This is a genomic window from Microcella sp. (assembly GCF_046293215.1).
Classification (GTDB): domain Bacteria; phylum Actinomycetota; class Actinomycetes; order Actinomycetales; family Microbacteriaceae; genus Microcella.
The window spans coordinates 105890-128477 of record NZ_JBKBPI010000002.1; the positions used below are offsets into that span (position 1 = coordinate 105890).

The 22588-nt window shown below is 67.5% G+C and carries 17 protein-coding genes and 1 tRNA gene; 5 read left to right on the forward strand and 13 right to left on the reverse strand.

Annotated elements, in window-relative coordinates:
* Nucleotides 1-73: 73 nt before the first annotated feature.
* Both ACK4SC_RS02525 and ACK4SC_RS02530 read right to left on the reverse strand, forming a co-directional pair.
* On the reverse strand, nucleotides 74-661 hold the full coding sequence (locus tag ACK4SC_RS02525) for a hypothetical protein (protein ID WP_409614509.1): 588 nt from the start codon (nucleotides 659-661) through the stop codon (nucleotides 74-76).
* Nucleotides 662-1005: 344 nt separating this feature from the next.
* Nucleotides 1006-1575: a hypothetical protein gene (locus ACK4SC_RS02530; protein WP_409614511.1), complete on the reverse strand. Its 570-nt coding sequence runs from the start codon at nucleotides 1573-1575 to the stop codon at nucleotides 1006-1008.
* Between the two features lie 230 nt (nucleotides 1576-1805).
* On the opposite strand from ACK4SC_RS02530, the gene ACK4SC_RS02535 reads away from it, so the two are divergent.
* Nucleotides 1806-2471 (forward strand): TetR/AcrR family transcriptional regulator, encoded by a 666-nt coding sequence (locus tag ACK4SC_RS02535; RefSeq protein ID WP_409614513.1) that lies wholly within the window; start codon nucleotides 1806-1808, stop codon nucleotides 2469-2471.
* A gap of 35 nt (nucleotides 2472-2506) precedes the next feature.
* Nucleotides 2507-3703, forward strand: a complete 1197-nt coding sequence (locus ACK4SC_RS02540) for an aminotransferase class I/II-fold pyridoxal phosphate-dependent enzyme (RefSeq protein WP_409614515.1) — start codon at nucleotides 2507-2509, stop codon at nucleotides 3701-3703.
* On the opposite strand, the gene ACK4SC_RS02545 is transcribed toward ACK4SC_RS02540, so the two are convergent.
* Nucleotides 3700-4506, reverse strand: a complete 807-nt coding sequence (locus tag ACK4SC_RS02545) for a carbon-nitrogen hydrolase family protein (protein ID WP_409614517.1) — start codon at nucleotides 4504-4506, stop codon at nucleotides 3700-3702. The genes ACK4SC_RS02540 and ACK4SC_RS02545 overlap by 4 nt on opposite strands.
* Nucleotides 4507-4565: 59 nt before the next feature.
* Between ACK4SC_RS02545 and ACK4SC_RS02550 the strand changes: the two genes are divergently transcribed.
* On the forward strand, nucleotides 4566-5450 hold the full coding sequence (locus tag ACK4SC_RS02550; protein ID WP_409614518.1) for a ribokinase: 885 nt from the start codon (nucleotides 4566-4568) through the stop codon (nucleotides 5448-5450).
* A 3-nt stretch (nucleotides 5451-5453) separates the two neighbouring features.
* Here ACK4SC_RS02550 and ACK4SC_RS02555 read toward each other — a convergent pair whose 3' ends face one another.
* From ACK4SC_RS02555 to ACK4SC_RS02590, 8 genes are all read right to left on the reverse strand, one after another.
* Nucleotides 5454-7790 carry a putative bifunctional diguanylate cyclase/phosphodiesterase gene (locus ACK4SC_RS02555; protein WP_409614520.1) on the reverse strand — a complete coding sequence of 779 codons (2337 nt, stop codon included), beginning with the start codon at nucleotides 7788-7790 and terminating at the stop codon, nucleotides 5454-5456.
* The gene (locus ACK4SC_RS02560) at nucleotides 7745-8293 is read right to left on the reverse strand and encodes a molybdopterin-dependent oxidoreductase (RefSeq protein ID WP_409614522.1); all 549 of its coding nucleotides are present in this window, start codon (nucleotides 8291-8293) and stop codon (nucleotides 7745-7747) included. Before ACK4SC_RS02560 ends, ACK4SC_RS02555 begins: the two co-directional genes overlap by 46 nt.
* Before the next feature lie 2 nt (nucleotides 8294-8295).
* Nucleotides 8296-9912: a diguanylate cyclase domain-containing protein gene (locus ACK4SC_RS02565; protein WP_409614525.1), complete on the reverse strand. Its 1617-nt coding sequence runs from the start codon at nucleotides 9910-9912 to the stop codon at nucleotides 8296-8298.
* Nucleotides 9909-12260 (reverse strand): ATP-binding protein, encoded by a 2352-nt coding sequence (locus ACK4SC_RS02570; RefSeq protein ID WP_409614527.1) that lies wholly within the window; start codon nucleotides 12258-12260, stop codon nucleotides 9909-9911. The genes ACK4SC_RS02565 and ACK4SC_RS02570 overlap by 4 nt, the downstream gene beginning before the upstream one ends.
* 444 nt (nucleotides 12261-12704) lie before the next feature.
* Nucleotides 12705-12778: transfer RNA gene (locus ACK4SC_RS02575), tRNA-Met, on the reverse strand.
* Nucleotides 12779-12827: 49 nt separating this feature from the next.
* On the reverse strand, nucleotides 12828-13184 hold the full coding sequence (locus ACK4SC_RS02580) for a hypothetical protein (RefSeq protein WP_409614528.1): 357 nt from the start codon (nucleotides 13182-13184) through the stop codon (nucleotides 12828-12830).
* A gap of 174 nt (nucleotides 13185-13358) precedes the next feature.
* Complete coding sequence (locus ACK4SC_RS02585) at nucleotides 13359-16289, reverse strand: UPF0182 family protein (protein ID WP_409614530.1); 2931 nt, start codon at nucleotides 16287-16289, stop codon at nucleotides 13359-13361.
* A 74-nt stretch (nucleotides 16290-16363) separates the two neighbouring features.
* Nucleotides 16364-17476: a PDZ domain-containing protein gene (locus ACK4SC_RS02590; protein ID WP_409614532.1), complete on the reverse strand. Its 1113-nt coding sequence runs from the start codon at nucleotides 17474-17476 to the stop codon at nucleotides 16364-16366.
* A gap of 113 nt (nucleotides 17477-17589) precedes the next feature.
* Here ACK4SC_RS02590 and ACK4SC_RS02595 point away from each other — a divergent pair, with 113 nt between their 5' ends.
* Nucleotides 17590-18987 (forward strand): zinc-dependent metalloprotease, encoded by a 1398-nt coding sequence (locus ACK4SC_RS02595; protein ID WP_409614534.1) that lies wholly within the window; start codon nucleotides 17590-17592, stop codon nucleotides 18985-18987.
* Between the two features lie 55 nt (nucleotides 18988-19042).
* A complete protein-coding gene (locus ACK4SC_RS02600) occupies nucleotides 19043-19843 on the forward strand; it encodes a hypothetical protein (protein WP_409614536.1) in 801 nt (266 codons plus the stop codon).
* On the opposite strand, the gene ACK4SC_RS02605 is transcribed toward ACK4SC_RS02600, so the two are convergent.
* Entirely contained in the window at nucleotides 19812-21557 is a 1746-nt protein-coding gene (locus ACK4SC_RS02605; RefSeq protein ID WP_409614538.1) for an ATP-dependent helicase, read from the reverse strand. The genes ACK4SC_RS02600 and ACK4SC_RS02605 overlap by 32 nt on opposite strands.
* Nucleotides 21554-22498, reverse strand: a complete 945-nt coding sequence (nudC, locus tag ACK4SC_RS02610) for an NAD(+) diphosphatase (RefSeq protein WP_409614540.1) — start codon at nucleotides 22496-22498, stop codon at nucleotides 21554-21556. The genes ACK4SC_RS02605 and nudC overlap by 4 nt, the downstream gene beginning before the upstream one ends.
* Nucleotides 22499-22588 lie beyond the last annotated feature (90 nt).

Consider the following 22588-nt stretch of genomic DNA (forward strand, 5'->3'; position numbering starts at 1 on the left):
TATTTGCCGCGTCTGAGCGGTATCCGACGGTTCGCTAAGCCCTGAGGTGTGCGTGGGCGTTCGCGGGAAACGGTCAGCAGCCGGGCCCGGTGGGGCCTCGCGTACAGTCACGGTCGACGAGGACGGTGACGGCGTCAGACGTTGCCTGGGCTACCAATGGGTTGGCGGGCAGTTCGACGTGGCCGGCGATGGGCGTCCACGGGCCACCGGCCCACCGGTATTCAGCCGTGTAGAGCACGGTGAGGTCGATCACGTAGGTGCCTTCGGCCGTGTAGACGTGGCTTGTTGCAGTGGGGTCGAACTCGGCGAGCCCGAGCGACTGCCAGGCACCACCTGCCGTTCCCACGAGCGCGGAGGTTCCGTCACCGTAGCTCCAGTCGAAGGCGCGCGGTGTGAACCGCACGTCGGCCGACTCGCCGAGCAGGGTGCCGGAGACCACGTGGCGGTCGATCTGCGCGTAGAAGTTCGCCGGAAGCCCCACCACCATCCAGCCATCCGGTTGCATGAACTGCACGGCCGCGATCGGCGAGAAACTCGCGATGTCGCTGATCATGACAATGGTCGCCGCGGAATCCGCCTCACCCTCCGGAACGTCTGCGGCCGCAGCGGGAGGCAGATCGGGGATGAACCGAGAAATGCAGTGCCCCGCCGCACCGATCACGCAGTCAATGTCGTAATCACCAAAGCCGTTGTCGCCGAGCGGAGGGATGTAGATCGGGGCGGGTGAAGCGCCCCCACCTGACGGAAAAGCGCCTCCACCCGAACCCGCCCTCGGGCCACTTTGCTGGTCAGTTCCTGACGCCCCTGAGCCAGGGGACGAATCAGATACAGATCCAACCCCAACAATCTCGGCAGTATCGCCGTTGGCTGAGCCAGAAACCTCCGGGCACCCCGTTCCTGCGAAACCGAACTGACCACAGGAGCCGACGCTCGCCAGGGAAGGGGCCGACCACCCCAAAACAAGAGCAGTCGTCAGCGCGAGCGCAGCAGTAGAACTCAGAAACTTCACGGGCATACGGAAGCCCCAGTCCAAGGTGCTGACGACGAAATAAGGGTGTCTTTGCTCACAAACTCAATAATCACTTCGAATGTGAGGCGGGTCACACGGTCCTCCGTGACGACGGATTCGCCAGCTTCATCAACGATGTCCGCTTCTTCGTTAGAAAGACACACATACGTGATCACCTCGGCAGACCTGTCACCAGTCACGCTCCACTGTTGAAGCTCAGCATGAAGTAGCTCATTCGCTCCGACAAGTCGCAGCCCGCTGTCTCTCGCCTCCTGAAACCCCGCGGACTCGAGCTCGTACACCTCATCAGAGACCAGGGGACGGAGCCTTTCCGGATCGGCCCCTCCGTCTTGCAAGATTGCAGCGCTCACGGCCAGGAACTCCTCGTAGGCCTCAACCGCGGCCGCGAGCGCCTCCTCGTCGGAGGCGAACAGCGGTTCTGCCGCATCCGTGCCGGTGGGAGCGGGCGGGATGCGCGTCGTGTCGGAGCAGGCGGCGAGACTCGCTCCGAGCACGGCGGCGGCGAGCACCGCGGCGGCACGGAGGGTGAGAGAACGTCGGGGCATGCGCGACACGGTAGACGGCGACTTTCCACTCTCCGGCGAGATGTCCACACCTCTGCGGAACGACCGCGGCGATCGAGCCTGGTGAGGAGCGAGCCTCGCGGCCGTGAACGTCGAGTTCTGTGAACGCGACCAGACAACTTCGACTGCCCCCCAAGTGGGTCGACCCACGGTTCTATCTGCCCGCCTAGTATCGAGACACCACCAACCTCGCCCCCGAAAGCTCGCCCCACATGACGAACTCCGTGACCGACGTAACCCGTGTTCTCGACGCCGCCGCCGACATCATCGTCAACGATGGCTATGAAGCCGTCACAATGCGATCGATCAGCGAGAAGTGCGGCTACGCCGTCGAGGAGCTCGAGAAGCTCTACGACTCGAGCGGCGATGTGCTGATCAGCATGCTGAACCGCGAGTTTCAGCGCATCTACACGAGCATCGTCGACAACATCGAGCGCGACCCCCGCGGCGGCCTGCTCTCACGCGTCTACCTGTACATCCTCACGGCCCTGTATGAGCGACCTCTGGCCCGCACGCTGTTCATCATCGATCGCAGTGCACTGAACGCCATCATGCGCAACAGCTCGTCGTTCCGCTACGTGCCACAGATCGGCGTACGCGGTGAGCTCATCGAGGCACTGCAAGAGGCTGGCATGGTGAGACGCGACATTGACGCCTTCCGGCTGTCGGCCGTCATCTCGTCGTTCACGGCGGGCCTCGCCCTCACCGCGCCGCACGACGATCTCGACGCTGTCGTGCGCGGTCTCAGCGACCTCCTTGCGCGCGGTGTTGACGAACACGTCGCCGACACCGAGCCGGGTAAGCAGGTCTTCTACCAGTGGGCGACGAGCCTCACGCAGCCGCGCGCCGACGCCGACGCCGGGGCAGACGCCGACTAGTCTCGCCACCGAGCGGCTCCGGCTAGGGTGGCAGCGTGACGACCACACCGCCGTGGCTACGCGCCATCGACGCCGCAGGCCTGCGCGACCCAGACGGCAGTGTTCGGCCGACGATCTTCGCGGAGATGAGTGCACTCGCCACCCGACACGACGCCGTCAACCTCGGGCAGGGGTTCCCCGACGAGCATGCCCCGGCGCCCGTCACGGAGGCAGCCATCGCCGCGATTCGCGCGGGCCTCAACCAGTACCCGCCCGGCCGCGGTACTCCCGAATTACGCGCGGCGGTCGCGGAACACCGTGAACGCTTCTTTGGCGAGCTCCGTCACCCCGACACCGAGGTGCTCATCACGGCCGGGGCCACCGAAGCAATCGCCGCCGCACTGCTCGCCTTCGCGGGTGTGGGCGACGACGTCGTCACGCTCTCTCCCTTCTACGACGCCTACGCGGCGATGGTGGGGCTCACCGGGGCGCGGCACGTCACCATCCCGCTCGAGGGCGAGAACTTCCAGCCCACACCCGAGGCGATCGATTCCGCGATCGGCCCGAACACCCGCCTGGTGCTCATCAACAACCCGCACAACCCGACGGGTTCGGTGATCGCTCCCGAGCTGCTTGAGCGCATCGTCGCCGCCGCGGCCCGACACGACGCGATCATCGTCAGCGACGAGGTGTACGAACACCTCGTGTTCGATGACGCACCGTTCACGCCCATCGCGCGCATCCCGGGTGCCGCCGAACGCAGCCTGACGATCTCGAGCGCCGCCAAGACGTTCCGGGTGACCGGCTGGAAGATCGGCTGGATGACCGGCCCGGCGACACTCATCGACGCGGCGATGGCGGTCAAGCAGTACTTGACGTACGTCAACGGCGCACCCTTTCAGCCTGCGGTGGCCGTCGGGCTCGGGCTCGGCGACGACTACTTTGCCGAGCAGCGCCGCACGATGGCTGCCCGACGCGACCGACTGGCCGCGGGACTGGCGACCGCCGGCTTCGCCGTCTCCCCGAGCAAGGGGTCGTACTTCGTGGTGGCCGACGCCTCCCCACTCGGCGTGAGCGACGCGAATCAGTTCGCCCGCGAGCTGACCATCGAGCGCGGGGTGGCCGCAATTCCGCTCTCGGCGTTTGATCCGCGATCGGGGGATGCGCGCATCCATTCGTCGCTGCGCTTCGCCTTCTGCAAGACCGACGCACAGATCGACGAGGCGGTGCGGCGCCTCACCGCCGGCCGCTAGACGGGCTGCACGCGGAAGCGTCGAAGCGAAAGCGCGGGGTTCACGGTGCGCACCCGGACAACCTCGGCGCGGTCGATCGATGCCGTCGCCACGGCCACCTCGTCGTCGATGAACGCCAGTTCGCGACCGAGCGGGTCGACGATCAGGCTCGCCCCCACCCCGACGGGCGGCGGGTGGTCGGCCGCGGCGAGGTACACCGTGTTCTCGATGGCCCGCGCGGCGGCGAGGGTGCGCCAGGCGTGACGCTTATCGGGCCCCGCGACCCACTCGGCGGGAACAAGCACGAGCTCCGCTCCCGCGTCGACGAGCCGGCGGGTCACCTCCGGAAATCTCAGGTCGTAGCAGGTCTGCACGCCGACGGGCACGCCCGAAACCGTGAAGGTCTCGGCGTCGACAATGTCGCCGGGTTCTGCCCAGTCGGATTCGGTCTGCCCGAATGCGTCATAAAGGTGAAGCTTGCGGGTCACGCTGAGCAGGGCGCCGTCGGCGCCGAGCGCGACGATCGTGTTGCGAAACCGGTCGTCGCGCGATGCGGTTTCGAGCATCCCGGCGACCACGACGATGCCGTTCGACCGGGCGATGTCGGCGAGGCCGGCGACGAACGGCCCGTCGAGTGGCTCGGCCGCCGCGACCCAGTGCGCCCCCATCGGCCCGCCAAAGAAGGCCGAGTACTCGGGCAACACGACGAGCCCGGCGCCGGAACGCGCGGCCTCGGTGACGAGCTGGCGGATGCCCTCAAGGTTCTCGTCGCGCGACGGCCCCGGCGCAAACTGGGCAACGGCGACCCGCAAGGTTTCGCTCATGCCGCCAGCCTACGGGCGTCGTGTGCCCATCGACAGGGCCCCTCTGCCAGCATGGACTCATGAGCGCCTCCCTCATCGTTCTCGGGTCGGCCAACACCGACTACACCGTCGTTGTTGATCGGCATCCGCTGCCCGGTGAAACCCTGCTCGGCCGAGACCTGATCGTCGCGACGGGCGGAAAAGGCGCAAACCAGGCTCTCGCTGCCGCGCGCGCCGGCGCAATGCCCGTGTTCGTCGGCGCGGTCGGCGATGACGCCGGAGGTCGCGCGATGCTCGACGCGCTCGGCAGCGGCGGCGTCGACGTGTCGAGCGTTGCGCGGCTCACCGACGCCCCCACGGGCGTCGCACTCATCACCGTGTCGCGCGACGGTGAAAACACGATCGTCGTCGCACCCGGCGCAAACGGCCGGCTCGACGCGGATGCGGTGGTCACCACGATTGCCGACCTCGCTGGCCCCGGGACGGTGCTACTCAGTCAGCTCGAGGTGCCGCTCGACGTCGTTCATGCGGCCGCACGAGCCGTCGCCACCGCGGGCGGTCGGCTGGTGCTCAATCTCTCGCCGGCGCGCGATGTTCCCGAAGACCTCCTGGCCCTGTGCGATCCGCTCGTGGTGAACGAAAGCGAGGCGCGCGCGACGGGAGGAGCCTCAGCCACCGACGAGGCAGGGGCAGAGGACACGGCGCAGACACTCGCCACGCGCTGCCGCAGTGTCGTCGTCACCCTCGGCGGTGCCGGAGCAGTGTGGAGCGACGGATCGCAGACGGGCCGGATCCATGCGCCCGCGGTTGAGGTTGTCGACACGACTGGCGCTGGCGACGCGTTCGTCGGTGCGCTCGCCGCCGCGCTGAGCGATGGCCGCCCACTGGCCGACGCCGTCGAGACGGGTGTCGCGGCCGGTAGTGCAGCCGTGCAGTGGCTCGGGGCGCAGCCGCCGCGGCGCTAGCGCCTACATCGCTACCGATCGCCCCTGCTGCGCGTCGAACCAGCCGATCACGTCGTCGACCGGCATCGGCCGGGCGAAGTGGAAGCCCTGAGCGCAGTCGACGCCGAGCTCACTCAGCTTCACGGCGACCTCAGCCGATTCGACTCCCTCCGCGACAAGGACAGCGCCGAGCGTGCGCCCAATACCGACAAGGTCGCGGAATAGTCCGCCGGCGGAGTCGGACAGGTCGAGGCTCGAGATGAACGAGCGGTCAATCTTGAGAATGTCGAGGGGCAGCGAGATAGCCTGCCCCAGGCTGGAGTACCCGGTACCGAAGTCGTCTACGGCGATGCGGAAGCCCTCGCCGCGGAGGGCGGTCAGCACATCGAGCACGCCGGTGGCGTTGACGACCGCGTCTTCGGTGATCTCGCACACAATCGATTCGGTCGGCACGTCGTGCTCGCGTGCCAGCGCGGACATCCAGTCCACGAACTGGGACGTCTCGAGCTGGCTGGGATGCACGTTGATGGAGATGTACGGCGGGTCGCCGCCCGCCGCGTCACTCCAGGTGGAGGCCACCTGCCTCCAGGCCCGCAGTGCGCTGTTCGATACCGCGGTGGAGAACTCGGTGAACAGGCCAGCCCGACTCACAATCGGCAGGAAGCGGTCGGGGGTCACCACGGTGTCTCCGCGTCGCCAGCGCGCCAGCGCCTCCATGCCCACGGGGCGTCCGGTTCGCAGATTAACGATGGGCTGTAGAACGACGTAGACGTCGCCGGAGACCACCGCCTCGCGGAACTCGGCCTCCTCCGTCACGCTCACCAAGAGGTCAGAATGCTGCGTCTCGTCAAAGACGACCACGCTGTTGCGCGCGACGGAAGCGCGTGACACCTGAAGGGCCGCAAGTGATCGCGCGAGAATCGCGTCGATACTGACGGTGGGCGTTGGGGGAACGATGGCCACACCGACGCTGACAGACAGTGGGGCAATGCCGCGTTCGACCGACACCGCGGGTGGAAGCCGCTTGATCACCTCGCTAAGGCGCCACCGAACGTCGTCTTCGGTGGCACCCCCGATAACGATGGCGAAGTCGTCGCTCGCCAGCCGAAGCGCGCCGTGCGGGTGCGGTTCAGAGGGCGTGATTGCCTCGGCGAGTGCGCACAGGACCCTGTCGCCCGCTGCTTCGCCGAAGGCACTGTTGAGGTCGGTGAAGCGATCGATATCGAGCACGGCCAGTCCCACGTACGCGTGCCGCCGGCCACACTCATCAATCAGCTCCGGTAGGCGCAGACGGTTTGGCAAGCCCGTCAGGGCATCGTGCACACGCTCGTGCTCGAGGGCGGCCCGCGCGCGCTCTCGAGAGATCCAGGCCTGCACCGCGTCGGTCACTCTGCCTGTGACGTACGCGATGTCGTCAGGATCATGGTGCCCCTCGTCGCGGGGAATTACGGTCACGGGCACCGCGGCATCGGGCTCGATCGTTATCGCGAGGTCCGGTACATACCGGTCGAGGTCGGCCCGAATGCGGTCGAAAAGCTCGTCGCCGTGAGCAACCCTCTCCGCCTGCTCACGCCAGCCCGTCGCCGCCTGACCGATCAACTGAACCGCCGTGAATCGACGTCGTAGCTGCTCAAGCTGATCGCGCTCTTCCGCCAAGCGCGCGCGACTGACGCGATAGCTATCGCTAATGTCTCGAGCCAGCCAGACGGCGAGAGCCATGCCCAGCACGAGAATGAGCCCACCGAGAAGCGCTTGAAGCCGCTCAGCTTCTGCCCGATCCTCCAGCACCTCCGTGACCTGTTCCCGAGTCAACGCCTGGAACACTCGAGACAGCGCACGCGTTTCGCCGAGAAACGATTCGACATCATCGGCAATTGCGCCTCGGAACGCTCGGCGGTCAGCGTCGGTCACGTCTCCGAGTCGCAACAGGTGCTCATCCAGCGCGGTCAGGGTCTGGCGGTACTCCTCCTGCACGATGTCTGCCGTGACAGCGCCCGATGACACGCGAACGCCCAGCCGTTGACCAAGGTTCGCTCGCGCAATCTGCACGTCGCGTGCGCTGACCTCGCCGGTCGCCCACCTCTCCAGGAGCAGCAACGTATTGAACGATTCGCGCTGAACGAAGGTCATCGCCGTAGCGTCAGCCTCTTCGGCGAACACTGTCGCACGTTCGATCTCATGGGCCCGCGTCGCCAAGAACGACCACGCGATCTGCATGATGATGGCCGCCATGACGAGAACGACAAGCAGAATTTGCCCGGGGCGCAGCCGGAAGGGGCGCAGGAGGGTGGCTTGTGGCCCCGGATGGATCATGATCAGGGAGTGGTCGCGATGACGACGCTGCGCAGACTCCAGTTCCACGCGTCAAGGAATTCGTAGTAGGTCGAGCCCACCGGATATACGAGTCGAATCGGCCCGCCCTCGTCCATAGGAATGAGCTCGCCATCACGGAATACGGCGACGAGCGCGTCTGCCTCCGTCAGCGCCGCGACCGTGTCGGAGTACTCATATCCGTTGAGCGCGATCGTGACGACCGTCTCCTGACCAGACAGGCCCGCCTCGTCAGCCAGCTCGCGAAGGGGGACCCCGGTGAAGCTCTCGGCCCGGTTGACGAAGGGTTCGACAATGTCGTGCGTGACCGTCGCGCGCTCCTGAAGTTCGCGGTAGGTCAGGTCACTACCCGGTTCGCCGTCGATGGACAACACAATCTCGTCGTCGGCCGGGGGATCAACGGGGAAACCCCCGTACGGATTTTCGGAGCTCTCTGTCGGTTCCGGATCAGACGGAGCCGGACTCGCGCACGCGCTTGTCGCCATGGCGAGGAGCAGAACGCTGGCCAAGAAGACACGACGAGGACGGACCACAGCTAACTCTCCTTCGTTTCACGCGATGATGCGATCTCCACGCTCGGCGTGTCGAGCGCGGCAAGATCGACAAGCTGGCCGTCGACCACGACCAGCGTCTGGCCCAGCGCGAGCGTCAGTGCGATGAGCGCGTCCAGTGCGGCGGTGTCGCCCACCGTCGGCTCGGCAGAACGCGCCCAGCGCGGGCCCAAGAAAACGGCATCGATGCCGCCGAGCATGAGAGCGCCGAGGTCGGTGCCCGCGATCTGGCTGATCGCTACCGACCGCTGCAGCCCGAGCTCCCGCGCCGCGTCTTCCGCGGCAGCCCGCACATCAGCGTCGCGGGCGTCGGCGGGCAAGGCGACGCTGACGCGAGCTCCGTCGACGACCGCCTCGGAGAGAGACGCGAGCAACGCGGCAAGTCTGTTGAGACGCGTCCAGCCCGCCCCGCGGAAAAGGACGGTGATGGGCAGCTGCGGCGACAGGCCCGCCGCCCCGACGGCCTCAACGATCGCGCTCGCGAGCTCGGACGGGGGCGTACTCGCCGTGGCGGGCGCAAGGGCCACGAGCACCGCCGTCGCCTCCCCGTCCGGCCCTCGTCGGGCGCGTACGGCGATCGTCCCGGACACCCAGGGATCGTTGTCGGCATGGATATCGCGTCCCGTAACGACATCGACAACTCCGAGGGAGCCATCCTGCCGCCGGTTAGCCACGCCCCCACCGAGTCGTTTCGCCTCGTACATCAGTCGATCGGCCTCGGCGATTGCCTCCGATGGATCCTCGCCGGCTCGCCAGAGCGAGACGCCGGTGCTCGCGCTCACGGCAATGACGCGTCCGGTGCTCAGCAGGATGTCGCGCTGCACCTGGCGCATGATGCGCGTTGCGGCAGCGAGCGCCGTCTCGTCGTCGGCAACATCGGCGGCGAAGACAATGAACTCGTCACCGCCGATGCGGGCGACCACATCATTGGGTCGAACCGTCGACGTTAATGCCCGCGCGACCGCCGTCAGCACCTCATCGCCTGCCCGATGTCCATGGCGATCGTTGATGGCCTTGAACCCGTCCAGATCGATGAACAACAGCGCGCCGGCGAGCACGGTTCCGGTGCGAATGGTGAGCAGCCGTTCCCACCCGCGGCGATTGAGCAGGCCAGTCAAGGGATCGTGGTGGGCTCGCAGGCCCAGTTCCCGCTTGCTGCGTTCTTGGAGGAAAACCGTCGGCACCAACTGCATGGCGGAACGCACAGAGTCCACGTGTTCGGGATTCACGGGCGCCCCGGGCGGCGGCGCCAGCAGAAGACGCACGTCGACCGACTGATCCGCCGCAACGTCGACGACGAGTACGCGGTCGGCTCCTTGAGCAAGCAACACTTCGCGGTCACCCGGAGGCAGGTCGATGTCCGCCGCTGCAACGAGAGTCGGCTCCATGTATCGGCGCCGCCCATCATTGAGGGTGTGGCTCTCCGTATCAGCGAGGAGTCCCGCCTCGCCACCCAGAATCACCCACGACGACGTCGCGAAGCGCTCGTCCATGCGCCACCAAGCGCGGCCAGCACGCCACCCCACACGACGCAACACGGACTCGATGAACTCGTCGATGATGCGGACAGAGGAATCGGGAAGCAACTGGGCGGGTGTCATTGTGCATCCTCCTCGCGCCGGGCAAGAGCGTCAGCGAGCGTCGACAGTAGTCGTTCGGGGGCAAAGGGCTTTCGCACAACCGCGGCAACACGCGCCGCGAGCGATGCGGGAACAGGGTTGTCGATACCGGATCCGGTCATGATGATCAGCGCAGTGTCGGACTCACGGCGCTGAAGGTTGTGAGCAACCTCCAGTCCAGACTCCCCCGCAAGATTGAGATCGGCGATGACGGCATCGAAACGCGGACCCCTCTCAATCTGGTCGATCGCAGCCGCGGTCGAATCGACCGAGGTGACAACGTAGCCCGACTCTTCCAGCAACGCTTGGATCGCCCACGTGACCGACACCTCGTCGTCGAGAACGAGAACTCTGCGCCCGTTTCCGTGCAGGGCCGTTGAGCTCGCTGGGAAGGATGCCGGCGATGTGCGCGTGCGGGCTGAACTGATGGGGAGCTCCATCGCGAACGTCGTTCCTACGCCCTGCGCTGTGTGCACCAGAAGACGCCCTCCCGACCAGCGAACCACGCGCTGCGCCGTGGGAAGGCCGAGCCCGGTCCCTCGTCCCGGACCCTTCGTAGTGAAGAACGGTTCGAAGATGCGCTCCTCGACACTCGGCGGCATGCCCACACCGGTGTCGGTGACCGCGATCGTGACCACCGTCTCGGGAACCTCGTGGGGCCACGGAGTCACATGGTGGCTCGGCGCCCCTGTCGTGACCGTCAGGCGGACCTCGCGCTGCCCGTCATCCTCTCTCGCCAAGACCGCATCACGGGCGTTGATGAGCAGATTGGTCAGTGCCTGATAAAGCTCCGTCTCGACAACATCAACCCAGGGCAGGTCCTCCGCGATCTCGGTCTGGAAGTCAACCTCGGGCCCCATGACGTCAGCGCTAAAGCGCACCACTTCATCAAACAGTGCCCTCAAATCCACCGGACCCCGCGGCCCGCGTCCCACCTGCGAGAACGACATCACCTGAGCGGTCATGTCCTTCGCGCGCGTCACGGCCTGCTCAATGATCGTGATCGCCGAACGGTGCTGCTCATCAACCACGGCCCGGTCCAGCAACTTCGTCGCGATCGTGATCGGGGTCAGCGCGTTATTGAGGTCGTGCGCCAACCCCCCGGCCAAGGTTCCGAGTGCTTCCCAGCGCCGGGCCTTCGACAGCTCCCGTTCGGCCACCTGTGCCGCACGGTAGGCGCGTTGCTCCTCCGTGACGTCTCGCATCAGGAGCGTGATCGAATCGTCGACCCGGTAGGCGGTTACCGCCCAGTCGAACTCACCCGTCGAGATCACGCGTTCGATGCGGCTGGCAGACACGGAGTCCGACCCGATGTCGCGCACCAGATCGAGCACGGCCGGCACGCTCGCAAGCGTCGCCTCGGCCGACGATCCGATCGCCTCGTCAGCCGCGAGCGACAGCATCTGGCAGGCTACGTGGTTCGCGTAGGCGACGTTTCGCTGCTCGTCAAACCGAATCACACCGTCCGAGAGGGCTGCGAGCGTGTCGTACAAGCGCCTCTCCACCTGATCACGCGCGCGCTGCGCTTCGAAGATCTCGGTGACGTCTTGAGCAACCCCGGACACGTAACGAGGTTGGCCACTCGTCGGATCGAGAACCGGCTTGCCCGTCCACCGCATGACGACCCGGTCGTCGGTGCCGAGCCGGTGCTCAACGAAGACGTCGAAGATGTTTTGCTCGACGACGGCCCGAGCCAGACTACGTTGCCAACGACCCGCATCCGCCGGCGCCAGCGTTGCGGCGAGCTCGTCAATGGTGACCGCGTCGGACAGGGATTCCTTGAGCCGTAAGCCGCCCTCGTGCATCCACCGAATGGATTCATCGGCGAGGTCGAGGGTCCACCCGTCGAAGCGAGCGAGTCGCCCGGCCAGGCGAAACAGTCGGTCTTCCGCATCGATGCCCGAACCGCTCGCCATCGACGTCGCCCGGGCAGCGCGCACGAGAAACACGCCACCGACAACGCGGCCATCGGCGGCGTTACGGAGAGGGATACCGGTGCCGACCATCGAGCGCATACCGCCGGCAGGGAGCTGAGCCGTGTACACAACACGAACGCTTTCGCCAGCGAGCACATCCTCCGCAGCAACGGTCACTCGCGTGAAATGCTCATGCACAGCCAAGGTGCCCACCTTCACGGCACCGTTTCCGTCCAGCAACACGCGCGCGGCAGCGTTGGTCTGCACGATCGTTTTCGTGTCGTCGAAGATCACGACGGGGTCGTCGTCGGAGTCCGACAGCAGACTGCGCAGACCGTTGGCGGCGGCGATAGACAGCCAGTCGCCCGGCTCAGGCGCCTGCGTGGCGGACCATCGCTCGAATTGCGACTTCACGTCGTCCGCCCCCTATTGCCCCTGTCGTGACGGTCAACCAGCCGCCCGCACAGAGGACGCGGACGGCAGTGACGGTGCGGGTACACCCTCGCCCCGAGTCTGACACGGGCGCAAATAAGCCGCTCGATGGCGCGTCGACCTGTTCGGCACGCATGTGCGTAAAACGAACATGCCCGCCGTCGGCGCGCGACGAAGAAACACCGGGGTGCTGAGGGAACCCGATTCCGTCAGCACCCCGGCTCACTCCACCGCACAAGGTAGGGGGCTGAGCAGCGGAGGACCTGCCTCATACTCTTCCGTTTCGAGCTGCCCCATCAAAACAGCGAACGGCACCACCATTCGCTGAGCGAATACGCGATGTGCCCCGAACGCAGGCACGGCGCGTCGGGGCCGCCCGCAAAGAAAAAGCCCCTTGACCAGTGGTCAAGGGGCTTTCGACACGAGTTGCGGGGGCAGGATTTGAACCTACGACCTCCGGGTTATGAGCCCGGCGAGCTACCGAACTGCTCCACCCCGCGGCGTGCTTTCAGGCTACCACGGGGGGAACGGCGCGAGCGAATCGGCCGCCTAGAGCACAGAGCGCGGGCCAGAGTCGCTCCAGGCCAGCATCAGCTTGCGCTGGGCGCTGTCTGCCAACTTGTAGATCACTTCGAGGTCGAATTCGTGCGTTTCGCGCGCGTTCGGGTCGAGCACGATGAAGTACGCAATTGTCTCGCCGGTGAGTGCTCGGATGGGCACCTCAAATCGATACGCGGGGCGGTCGACAGGTTCACCGAAGGAGGCGAGCGTCAGACGACCGGCGTCGGTCTGCAGCTCGACACGAGCTTCGGCGACCATGAGCGAGGCGACAGCGACGCAGGCGAACTGTTCCAGCGCGCCGTGAACTGTCGCGAACCGCGCGACGAATTCGTCGTGATCCCCCATAACGCTCAATTCTGCCTGACGGCCCCATGTGACCATGAGACATTCCCTTCCCAGCCCCTAGGAAAACCCTAAAGGTGTGGAGTTCTCGTCAGCAGTCCCAACACGGGGAACCCCCGGCCGGTGGACAGAACTCGCGTTCTGCCCGCCTCCGGGGGTTCAGCGCCTCAGCGCCCGCTAGTCGTTGCTGAGAGCGATCGCGCGCTCGAGTGCCTCCTGCAAACGGGCGTCCGCCTGCGCGGCCGCGACGAGGTCGTTGGCCCGGTAGGCCGCCTCGCGCTCGAGCAGTGCGTCGCGCGCGTCGACGAGGGCCTGTTGCAGCGCATTCGGGTCGATCGGCGGGGCCGGCGTCGACGGGTCGGTCGGCTCGGCCGGATCCGTCGGCTCAGCCGGGTCGGTCGGCAGCGGATCAACGGGCTCGACGTCGCCGTCACCGGCGGCGGCGCCCGAGTCTCCGCCGAACAGGACGTCGAGCGCCTGATCGAGCGTGTCTTCGAAGGCGATCTCTTCACCGAAGGAGACGAGCACACGACGCAGGAGCGGGAAGCTCGTGTCACCGGTCGACTGCACGTAGACCGGCTGCACGTAGAGCAGGCCGCCACCGACCGGGAGCGTCAGCAGGTTTCCGCTGATGACCTCGGTCTGCCCCTGGCGCAACAGGTTCAGCTGCTGACCGACGTTGGCGTCGGAGTCGAACTGGGCCTGCACCTGGCCGGGGCCGGGGATCGTGGTCTGGCGCGGCAGGCGCAGCAGCGTCAACTTGCCGTAGTCGTCACCCGCGTCGGCGTTCGCGGCGAGGTAGCCGAAGAGCACGTTGCGCTGGTTCTCACCGGTCGCCGCGGGGATGAACGTCGAGTACAGCGTGAACGACGGCTCGTCACTGCCCGGCACCTGCATCGTCAGGTAGTAGGGCGGCTGCAGAGTCGGCGCGTTCGGGTTCGACACGGGGTCGTTCGGGGTGCGCCACTCGTCGTCGGTGGCGAAGAACGAGCCCGGCTCAGTCACGTGGTACCGGCCGAGGATGCTGCGCTGGACCTTGAACAGGTCGCTCGGGTATCGAACCTGGCTGAGCAGCGCCTCCGACATCTCGTCAGCCGACCGCAGCGTGTTCGGGAAGATGCTCTGCCACGTCTGCAGCACCGGGTCTTCCGTGTCCCACGCGTAGAGGGTGACGGAACCGTCGTACGCGTCAACCGTCGCCTTCACCGAGTTGCGGATGTAGTTGATGTTGTCGATCGGGAACTGCGGGGCCGGCGTGAACGAGTCGGCGATGGCCGCTGACAGCGCGACCGACGTCGAGTACGGGTAGTTCGCCGTCGTCGTGTAGCCGTCGACGATCCACTTGATGCGCCCGTCGATGATCGCCGGATACGGGTCGTTGTCGAGCGTCAGGTAGGGCGCGGCGCGCTGCACGCGGGTGAGCGGGTCACGGTCGTACAGAATCTGCGACTCTTCGTTGACCTGGTTCGACAGCAGGATCTCGGTCGACTGGAACGTGATGGCGTAGATGAGGCGCTTGAAGACGTTGTCAAGCGCGGGGCCGCCGTCACCCGTGAAGGTGTAGCGCGCATTGCCCGACGCATCGATGTTCTCGTCGCTGCCGACCTCGCCCTCAGCGGGGAAGTCGAGCTCCTGCGGTTCAGCACCCTCCGGGGCACCGACAATCGAGTACGTCGGCGAGAACTCGCCGAAGTAGATACGCGGCTCGTATTCACCGAGCTGCTCGGTCAGAAGCCCATCGACCGGGATGCCCTGCTCGAGGAACACCGGCTGACCGTCGTCGGCGCGCTGGTTACCGAACGCGGCCACGACGCCGTACCCGTGGGTGAACACGATGCGCTGGTTGACCCAGTTCTGCGCCGACTGACCGTCGGGGTTCAGCTCGCGCACGGCGAGAACCGTGTCCTGCGTCTGCCCGTCGATCTCGTACCGACCCACGTCAAGGAAGCGCGGGAACTGGTAGTACTGGCGGAACTGCTCGAGCTGCGCGAACGCCGGCGAGACCAGCGCGGGGTCAATGATGCGAATATTCGCCGTGGTCTCGGCGTCTTCGCGCAGGGCGCCCGCTTCCGCCTCGGTCCGCGCGTTGTAGGGGACCTCGACGATGTCAGCGACACCGTACGCATCGCGAGTGAAGTCAATGTTGCGCTGGATGAACTGAGCCTCCAGCTCACGCTCGCTCGGCACGACCTGGAACTGCTGCACGAGGGCCGGGTAGCCGCTGCCGATGATCAGACCGCTGATGACGAGCAGCGCGGTACCGATGACGGGCAGACGCCACCGCCCGATCACAGCGGTGATGAAGAACAGGATCGCCACGACGATCGCGATTCCCGCGAGAATCGCGCGACCCGGAATGGTCGCGTTGACTTCGGTGAAGCCCGCACCGGCGGCGAGGAAACCGACGCTCGGCTCGACGGCAGCGGCGTACTGGTCGAACCAGATCGACACGCCCTGGAGGGCGACGTAGATACCGCCCGTGACCGCCAACTGGATGCGCGCGGTACGGCTGATACGCACCTCACGGCCGCTCACGCGGATCGCTCCGTAGAGGTAGCCCGTGGCCGCCGCCGCGAGCAGCGACAGCAGGACGACGGCCGAGGCGAAGGCGATGATGCCCCGCCAGAACGGCAGCTCCCAGACGAAGAAACCGACATCGAAGCCGAACTCGGGGTCGACGATGCCGAACGGAGTGCGGTTCCACCACTGCAGAACGACGGGCCAGCTGCTGGCCGCCGCGACTCCACCAAACAAGCCGAGCACGCCGGGGATACCGAGCATCGCGACCCGACGCAGCGGCTCGACGACCTCCTGATAACGGTCAAGCTGCGACGAGAGCTTCGCGTACATCGGCCGGGTGCGGTACGCGAGCTGCAGGCTCAGCCACACCGGGAGGAACATGGCGAGGAAACCGACGAGGAACATGCCGCCCGTCGCGATCCAGCGCGTGGTGAGCACGTTGAGGAAGCCGAGCTGGTCGTACCAGAGGATGTCGGTGTAGAAGTTGGCGAAGACGAAGAACAGGATGACGAGCGCCGCGAGGATTCCGGCGGAGATCGCGAGGGTCGACCTCGACCGGTTCTGGGGCGGCGTTGCTGTGGACGTCACGTCGTGGACTCCCGGGGTAGGTGGGCACTCCCTTCCAGACTAGTGGGAGGAAGCTTGGACTCCCCGGGGAGCGTTCAGCCTCCGCAGCGCGCGAACTCGGCGGTCGACGACCCCGACTCGATGGCCTGCAAGACGGCGATGGCGTCGTTCAGTGTCGCGACCGGATACACGTCGAGGTCGCCGGGGATGTTGCCCGAGATTTCGGCGCAGTTCGCCAGTGGGGCCAGGAAGACGTCGGCGCCGACGCCGACGGCGCCGTGCATCTTCTGCACCACTCCGCCGATGCGACCGACCGAGCCGTCGGCCGCGATCGTGCCCGTGCCGGCAACCTCCGCGCCGCCGGAGAGCGATCCGGGGGTGAGCTTGTCGATGATGCCCAGGGCGAAGATCATGCCGGCGCTCGGCCCGCCCACGTTCTCGAGCTGAATGCGCACGTCGATGGGGAACTCGTACTGCCCGGCGATGAGCACCCCGATTACCGGAACCCGATCGGTGCCCTCCGACAGCACGGGAGTGATGGACACAGACTGCTCAACGCCGTCCCGGATGATGGTCACGTCGGCCGCCGCACCGACACCGTTGCGGGCGATCTCGCCCCGCAGTGCCGTGACATCGCGCACGCCGACGCCGTTGACAGCGACGATCTCGTCGTCAGGCTCGATGACGTCGGCCGCCGGGCTGCCCTCGAGCAGGTCGACCACCACGAGGCGACTCTCGTACGGTTCACCGATCGCACGCAGGGCCGCGGCGATCGCCTCCTGCTGCGAGTTCTCCATGTCGATACGGCTCTGCTCGCGACGTTGCTCGGTCGACACACCGGGAGGGAACACCTGGTCAACCGGCACGACGGACTGCGACGGGGTGACCCAGGCGCGCATGACCTCGAACCAGCTCGGCGAGCTCTCGGGGTTTCCGAGCACGTTGACCGTCAACAGACTGAGCGAGCCCTCGGTGGGGTACGTCGGCTCGTCAGGAATCTCGATCAGTGGCACCTCGACACCGTCCACGGTCACCGACCCGAGGGTGTCGATGACCGGGCCGGGACGTTCGATGACGTACGGGGAGGGCAGAATCGCGAGCCCGAGCATCCCGAATACGGTCACGGCCATCATGAGAAGGCCGACGCGGCGACCGCCGCGGCGCACCGTCTGCTCGACGCGCGCGTCGTCGTCGGTGAACAGGCTCACGCGTCTCCTTGATCAACGTTTCTGCGGCGCGGGCTGAGGCGCCACTGGGAACCCGGTCAGCCTACGGCGAACGACCGGGTGCTGCGCGTCGCAACCGCATTAGCGTAGGAACCATGGCTGAGAACCCCCTCGGGGCGAACGACGACGAGTTCCGCGAAATGATGCGCAAGTTCCTCTCCGGAGAGGGCGACATCGACCCGTCGAAGCTCGCCGGCGCCGCGGGATTGCCCGCCGACCCCGTGATGATGGCGCGGCTCATGGGCCAGTTGCGCAAGGCGATGAACGCAACCGGCGACGGCATTGACTGGCAGAGCGCCCGCGACGAGGCGGGACGCATCGCCGCGGAAGGGTCGACCCGCACCGCCCAGCTCGATCTCGACCGCCTCCGCCAGGCCCTCAGCGTCGCCGCGCTCTGGCTCGACGAGGCCACCGGCATCACGCAGCTGACGAGCGAGCCGGCCCTGCTCACCCGCGCGGAGTGGGCGCACCAGACGATGCCGGTGTGGACCGAACTCGCCGAGCCTGTCGCCAGCTCGATCGCCGACTCGCTCACCCGGGTGCTCGCCGAACAGGTGCCGGAAGAGTTGAAAGGGATGCTCGCGGGCGCGACCCAGATGATGCGCCAGATCGGGGGCGCCCTGTTCGCGCTGCAGCTGGGTCAGATCGTCGGCCGGCTATCGGCGGAGGTCGTCTCGGGCGGCGACATCGGCATCCCGCTGCTGCCGGGTCGTGACGAGACCGACGTGCAGGCGGCTCTGCTACCGCAGAACGTGACGGCGTTCAGCACCGACCTGGATATCCCCGTCGACCAGGTGCAGCTTTACCTGTCGGTTCGAGAACTCGCGCACGCCCGGCTGTTCCGGCATGCGCGATGGTTGCGCGCACACCTCATCAGCGCGATCACCGACTACGCCCGCGGCATCACCATCGACACCGAGCGCATCGAGTCGCTCGCGGCCGATTTCGACCCGCAGAACCCCGAGAGCCTGCGCGAAGCGCTCACGAGCGGCGCGCTGATTCCCCCCAAGACCGACGAGCAGCAGCAGGCCCTCGCCCGGCTAGAAACGACGCTGGCCCTGATCGAGGGGTGGGTCGACGTGGTCACGGCCGATGCCACGACCCGTATCCCCCGCGCCGACGCGGTGGCCGAAACCGTGCGCCGGCGCCGGGCCTCAGGCGGCCCGGCCGAGCGCGCCTTTGCCACGCTCGTCGGCCTCGAACTGCGGCCTCGCCGGCTGCGCGAAGCGGCCGCATTCTGGCGGGCGGTGACCGATGCCGTCGGCACGGATGCCCGCGACGGCCTTTGGGCGCACCCCGACCTCATGCCAACCTCCGCCGACATCGATGAACCGGATGCGCGCATCCGGTCGATGACGGCGGGCCCGGCAGAGCCCGACGCACTCGACAAGGCCCTCAGCGACCTGCTCGCCGGCGAAGGCGACCGACCCGTCGAGCGCGGGCCAGGAGAGGCCCCCGACGAGCCGCCCTCGAGTGCCGAACCCACCGCGTAATCGGGCTGTGCACAACCGGCGCTGCGGGTAGCGCGCCCGGCGCATCATGTGCGCCATGATTCTGCGACTCGACCCGCGCCGAGCCCTCGTCTGGCGCGATCCGCACACGGTCCAGCTGGGGGTCGACCCCGTCGTCGCCATCATCGACGACATGGGCGACGGAGAGGCGCGACTGCTGGGGGCACTATCGAGCGGTGTCACGCGCGACGGGCTCGACGTGCTCGCCGAGCTCGCCGGCGTGAGCCCCGAGCGCGTCGCACGACTCATCACGGCGATTGAGCCGGCTCTGGCTCCCCCGCCGCAGCCCGTCCAGCGGCCACGCGTCGCGGTTGTGGGTGACGTTCCCGCGACCGCCCGCATCGCCGGGCTACTCGCCAGCGCCGGATTCCGTGTCGTCACCGCCTCCACGGGTGAGGCGCTCGACACGGCGGGCATCGCCGCCGCCGTGCTGGTGAGCCACCATGTCGTCGACCCCCGCGAACACCTCCGCTGGCTCAACCGTGACCTGCTTCACGTGCCCATCGTGTTCGGCGAGCTCGCCGTCACGATCGGGCCGCTCGTCGACCCTGGCCAGACTCCGTGCATCGCGTGCGTCGAACAGCAACGCACCGACGCTGACCCGGCGTGGGCCGCCATCAGCCCGCAGTTGTGGCGCACCCAGGCCTCCGCCGACACCGAGCTCGCCGCCACCGAGGCCGCCCTCGAAGTGGTGCGCATCCTCGCCGACCGGCCATCCCATCAGGTGCGCCTCGACACCGAGACGGGCGCCCGCACCGAGCGCACGTGGGCGCCGTCGGCGCGCTGCGGATGCCGTGGTCTCGAACTCAGCGCCGTGACACCGGTCGCGGCGGGCTGAGCTCCGCCAGGAACCGACTGGGCGCTCGTTCGCCGCGCGAGTTGGCCCCCGTCGCCGCCCACGACAGGTCGAGCGTGCGTCGGGCGCGGGTCACTCCCACGTACAGCAGGCGCCTCTCTTCATCGATCGCGGCAAGGTCGGTGCCGGCATAACTGATCGGCACGAGCCCCTCAGAGAGCCCCACGACGTGCACGTGGTCCCACTCGAGACCCTTCGCGGCGTGCAGGGTCGACAGCGTTACGGCCGAGATGGTGGGGGCGTGCTGCTGCTCGGCGCGGGTGCGCAGTTCATCGACGAACTGGGCGAGCGTTGTGCCCGCCGGGGCCTCTTCGGCGAGCGCCAGCAACGCGTTGAGCGCATCCCAGCGCGCGCGTTCGGCGCCGCCGCCGGTCGGCGGATCCTGTCGCCAGCCAAGACCGCGCAGCACGTCGCTGACGCTCTTAAACAGGGGCTCGTCACCGACGGCCACGGAGGCGCCGCGCAGCAGCATGATGGCCTGGCGCACCTCCGGCTGGTCGAAGTAGCGACTGTTCGCACGCGACTGCACGGCGATGCCCTGCCGCCTCAGCGCCGCCTCCAGGGCGATCGACTGGGTGTTGATGCGGTACAGCACCGCAATCGACTCGGGTGCGGCTCCATCGGCAATGCGCTGGGCGACCTGCTCGGCGACGTACGCGGCCTCCGCAGCATCGTCTGAGTGGCCCCGGATACTCGGGGCGACATCGCGCGGACGCGGCGTCGCGCTGCCCGTCGCGGCCTCCGACGCATGCGCCGCGGCGCGGAGCGTCAAGGCGCCGGGACGGCCGCGCATCAGACGGTTGGCGGTCTCGACGATTGCGGGCGTCGACCGGTAATTGTCTTCGAGGCGCACCACGGCCGCCTCGGGAAACTCGTCGCCGAAGCGCACGAGATAGTCGCTCGTGGCACCAGCGAACGAGTAGATCGTCTGCGAGGCGTCACCGACGACGCAGAGTTCGCGCCGGCCCCCGAGCCACAGCATGAGGAGGTCGTGTTGCAGCGGCGAGACGTCCTGGTATTCGTCGACGACGAAGAAGCGGTACTGCTCACGCACCTGCTCGGCGACGCGCGGTTCGTTCTCGAGCATCCCGGCGGTGGCCAGCAGCACGTCTTCGAAGTCGATCTGGCGACGCTCGTCTTTGATGTCCTCGTAGCGGCGTTGCAGGTCGATGACCTGCTCGACGGTGAGGCCGCCCGGCATGCTGCGGCTCGGCGCTCGGGTCGCGTACTGCTCGAGTGACAGCCTGCTGACTTTGCGCCACTCGATCTCGGCGGCGAGGTCACGGAGCGCCGCCGTGTCGACGCTGACGCGCAGCGACTGAGCGGCCTGGCCGAGTAAGGGGCCCTTTCCGTCGAGCACACGAGGCGGGGAGCCTCCGACGACCGTCGGCCAGAAGTAGGCGAGCTGGCGCAGGGCGGCCGAGTGGAAGGTGCGGGCGGCCACCCCGTCGGCGCCGAGCGCACGCAGACGGCCGAGCAGTTCGCCGGCTGCGCGGGTCGTGAAGGTGAGCGCCATCACGCGGCGGGGGTCATACGCCCCCGTCGAGACGCCATACGCGATGCGGTGCGTGATGGCCCGCGTCTTGCCGGTGCCCGCGCCGGCCAGAACGCAGACGGGGCCGACGAGCGCCTCGGCGACGTCGCGCTGGCGCTCATCGAGCTGTGCGAGCAGTCGCTCGGCCGTGACGGTCGTCATGCGTCGAGCGGCCCGCCGAACCAGTCTTCAATGATCGCGCGGGCGATGGAGGTGCGGCTTGGCAACACGATGTCGGGCAGGCTCGCCTGCAACTCGTCGCGGCTGAACCACCGCAGGTCGAGAATCTCGGTGCCATCCGGGCGCAGAGTCGCGCTCTGGGCCGGGTCGAGGGTCGCGCGGAAGCCGAGCATGAGTGAGGCAGGGAAGGGCCAGGGCTGCGAACCGATGTACTGCGGGTCAACGACGCGCAAGCCCGACTCTTCGAATACCTCCCGCACGACGGCGGCCTCCAGCGATTCGCCCGGCTCAACGAAACCAGCCAGCAGCGAGAAGCGGTTGGACTCCCACTGGGCGTTCGAGCCGAGCACGAGCCGGTCGTGCTCGTCGGTGACGCCCACAATGATCGCCGCGTCGGTTCGCGGGAAGATCTCGCGCCCGGTCTCGACGTCGACGCGCACCCAGCCGGCGCGGCCCGGTTCTGTGGCGTTTCCCGTGCGCGGCGAGAACTGGTGCGACGCATGCCAGTTCGCGATACCGAGCGCCTCGATGGCAAGCCCCGCGTCGCGATCACACAGCTGGTGGCCGAACGTGCGGGGGTTGCCCCAGCGCGCCATGTCGGCAGCCAGTGCCGGCCCGGTGACGTCGTCGACCACGACAGCGACGATGGGAGAGCCGGCAGGAATCCCGCCGTCCGGATCGTCGTCGACGGTGCGCCCCAGGTAGATGCGCAGCGTGTCGGCGGGCACCTGGTCGGGCCGGAGAAACTCGAGCGCGGGCTCCTGCGCGGGGGTGAGCAGAACCTCCCCGCGCCACAGGGCAAGCACGCGCGTGCGAGCATCCGCCCACAGCTCGTCAAAGAGGTGCGGGCGCTCGCGCGTAGTGCTGTCGCGATCAATGCGGTAGCGCGACAGCGGCAGTCGACCGGTGAGCGAGCGAAGCACACAGCCTCCAGGATGAACGTGACGACGAGCGACGATAACCCTACGCCCGCCGACCCGAGAGAACGTGTGGCGAACGACGCACTCGGCGCC

What these genes read in the sequence shown, in the direction of transcription:
- ACK4SC_RS02530 (WP_409614511.1), bottom strand. Translation starts at nt 1,575, where the DNA reads ATGCCCCGACGTTCTCTCACCCTCCGTGCCGCCGCGGTGCTCGCCGCC.
- ACK4SC_RS02535 (WP_409614513.1), top strand. Translation starts at nt 1,806, where the DNA reads ATGACGAACTCCGTGACCGACGTAACCCGTGTTCTCGACGCCGCCGCC.
- ACK4SC_RS02545 (WP_409614517.1), bottom strand. Translation starts at nt 4,506, where the DNA reads ATGAGCGAAACCTTGCGGGTCGCCGTTGCCCAGTTTGCGCCGGGGCCG.
- ACK4SC_RS02550 (WP_409614518.1), top strand. Translation starts at nt 4,566, where the DNA reads ATGAGCGCCTCCCTCATCGTTCTCGGGTCGGCCAACACCGACTACACC.
- ACK4SC_RS02565 (WP_409614525.1), bottom strand. Translation starts at nt 9,912, where the DNA reads ATGACACCCGCCCAGTTGCTTCCCGATTCCTCTGTCCGCATCATCGAC.
- ACK4SC_RS02580 (WP_409614528.1), bottom strand. Translation starts at nt 13,184, where the DNA reads ATGGGGGATCACGACGAATTCGTCGCGCGGTTCGCGACAGTTCACGGC.
- ACK4SC_RS02595 (WP_409614534.1), top strand. Translation starts at nt 17,590, where the DNA reads ATGGCTGAGAACCCCCTCGGGGCGAACGACGACGAGTTCCGCGAAATG.
- ACK4SC_RS02600 (WP_409614536.1), top strand. Translation starts at nt 19,043, where the DNA reads ATGATTCTGCGACTCGACCCGCGCCGAGCCCTCGTCTGGCGCGATCCG.
- ACK4SC_RS02605 (WP_409614538.1), bottom strand. Translation starts at nt 21,557, where the DNA reads ATGACGACCGTCACGGCCGAGCGACTGCTCGCACAGCTCGATGAGCGC.